The sequence below is a fragment of the Enterobacter sp. K16B genome (genome assembly GCF_020216105.1).
In the GTDB taxonomy this organism is placed as follows: Bacteria; Pseudomonadota; Gammaproteobacteria; order Enterobacterales; family Enterobacteriaceae; genus Enterobacter; species Enterobacter sichuanensis.
This window is the reverse complement of sequence record NZ_JAIWJZ010000159.1, coordinates 1-1,645: the sequence shown is the minus strand read 5'-3', so window position 1 is coordinate 1,645 and position 1,645 is coordinate 1. Positions and strand designations below refer to the sequence as shown.

Genomic DNA, 1,645 nt, shown 5'->3' with positions numbered 1-1,645 from the left:
TGTAGGCCGGGTAAGCGCAGCGCCACCCGGCAAGAAAGACGGCGCAATTGTTGATGACAGGGGTTGTCATTAATCTCAATCTACTGAACTTACGATATTGGACGCTCGTTCCACGCATCGCTGAATTGAATATTACCGTCCAGAATTTTCCATGTGATTTTTGCATATCGCAAAGATACATTTTCCATGTGCCCAGTACCGGGACAATCTCTTGTATCATGCATTATTGGAGTTATTGAAATGACTTTCACGCCTTCCATAAGGATGTTGAAGTATTCAACTTCCTGACCAGCATCATTGATGTGATAGAATTTTAATTCAGCACTTTGAAGCGTCTGGCCTGTTGCTACGGCTTTGTATAGATAGGGTGAAGACGAATCAATAGCTTTTGTTAAACTGAATGCTGAGTGTTGCCTTGTTCCTGTAAGTTTACCTGTTGCCCCATCTGTCGGAATGCTCAGATTATGGATCAAGTCTCTAAGCTCTATACTTCCTTCACGTTTTGCTACATCAGAACCGCCTCGAATCATTGCTCCGCCATTGTCTTTCAAAAAGAGGTGAACTGGTACAGCCATTTCTAAATCTCCTTATGCTAATTAGTCCCTTGTTCCATTTGCTATGAGGTTAATGACTGGCATGATCGCTATACCATCCGCATAGAACAGATCAGAATTAGTGAATGAATAAACCTTGCCCGTAATTTTTACATTGACCGTGTTCCCATAAGCAGAAGCTGTAACAGTGCTTGTATTGGCCTCAAGGAATGGTGAACGATCTTCAAGGTCTTTCATAATGTTCCCGCTGTTGTCTTTATCTAAATAGAAGCGGTAAACATCAGACACCGTTGCGCCTCCATCGTCATACTTTGTAATGTACAGTGTGACGGTATCAGATAGTTTCTGTTTGCTTACAAAGCTATCGTGAGGAGGAGCATAAAAATAGTATTGGTATGCCAGAAACCCACAAACAACGAACAAAAGAATCGTTGTGAGTAAGCAGTGAAGCCGTTTAATAACCGTGTTTCTTTGCATAATCGATACCTTGCCTTATCCAAAACTGATCGCGAGGATCATCCCCATAAGGCGGTTTTTGATACCAGTGACCCCATTTCTTTTTAGAGGTTTTAGCTCTTTCCTGCGCCCATCCAGCACCTATCAACAACGTTTCTGATGGGATCCCGGCGGCATAGCCAGCCGAACCATAATTGAAGTTCCCAAAGTTTGCTAGCTCAGGGTGTCCTTGTTTGTAATCCCACGGCCCCTTATTTCTTACTTTTTGATAAAACCAAAGATAAGTCGTTGGGATAGCCATGTCTCTACTCATACCTTGCGCTCTTGCAATCCTCATGTTTGCCAATACAAGCGCGATTCCTTCTTTTGGTAACAAAGGTATAACAGCCATATTAACCCTTCATTATTAATGGTTATAAAATCGCTATCATACGCTTTTGCAATAGTAAAAAAGATATCTGTTTCCAGATAAATGACGGGAAAACATCTATCTAAGGTATTGATCGCATTAAATATCAAAGAAACTTAGCCTGAGCAGGCTTCGCCCGGCGGTGAGGGCATCCGCCTGATTCGCCCGGCGGCGCTATGCTTGCACGGACCTACGGGTTTTGTAGGCCGGGTAAGCGCAGCGCCAC

3 protein-coding genes are annotated in these 1,645 nt (G+C 43.3%); all 3 read right to left on the bottom strand.

Annotation, left to right across the window (positions count from 1 at the left end):
- Nucleotides 1–89: 89 nt before the first annotated feature.
- From LDK53_RS21725 to LDK53_RS21715, 3 genes are read right to left on the bottom strand one after another with little or no spacing between them, the layout of a single operon-like run.
- Complete coding sequence (locus LDK53_RS21725) at nt 90–575, bottom strand: Hcp family type VI secretion system effector (protein WP_225288048.1); 486 nt, start codon at nt 573–575, stop codon at nt 90–92.
- A gap of 21 nt (nt 576–596) precedes the next feature.
- Nucleotides 597–1,031 carry a hypothetical protein gene (locus LDK53_RS21720; RefSeq protein WP_094917317.1) on the bottom strand — a complete coding sequence of 145 codons (435 nt, stop codon included), beginning with the start codon at nt 1,029–1,031 and terminating at the stop codon, nt 597–599.
- On the bottom strand, nt 1,009–1,401 hold the full coding sequence (locus LDK53_RS21715; RefSeq protein ID WP_225288047.1) for a polymorphic toxin type 44 domain-containing protein: 393 nt from the start codon (nt 1,399–1,401) through the stop codon (nt 1,009–1,011). The genes LDK53_RS21720 and LDK53_RS21715 overlap by 23 nt, the downstream gene beginning before the upstream one ends.
- Nucleotides 1,402–1,645: the final 244 nt, after the last annotated feature.

What these genes read in the sequence shown, in the direction of transcription:
- LDK53_RS21715 (WP_225288047.1), bottom strand. Translation starts at nt 1,401, where the DNA reads ATGGCTGTTATACCTTTGTTACCAAAAGAAGGAATCGCGCTTGTATTG.
- LDK53_RS21725 (WP_225288048.1), bottom strand. Translation starts at nt 575, where the DNA reads ATGGCTGTACCAGTTCACCTCTTTTTGAAAGACAATGGCGGAGCAATG.
- LDK53_RS21720 (WP_094917317.1), bottom strand. Translation starts at nt 1,031, where the DNA reads ATGCAAAGAAACACGGTTATTAAACGGCTTCACTGCTTACTCACAACG.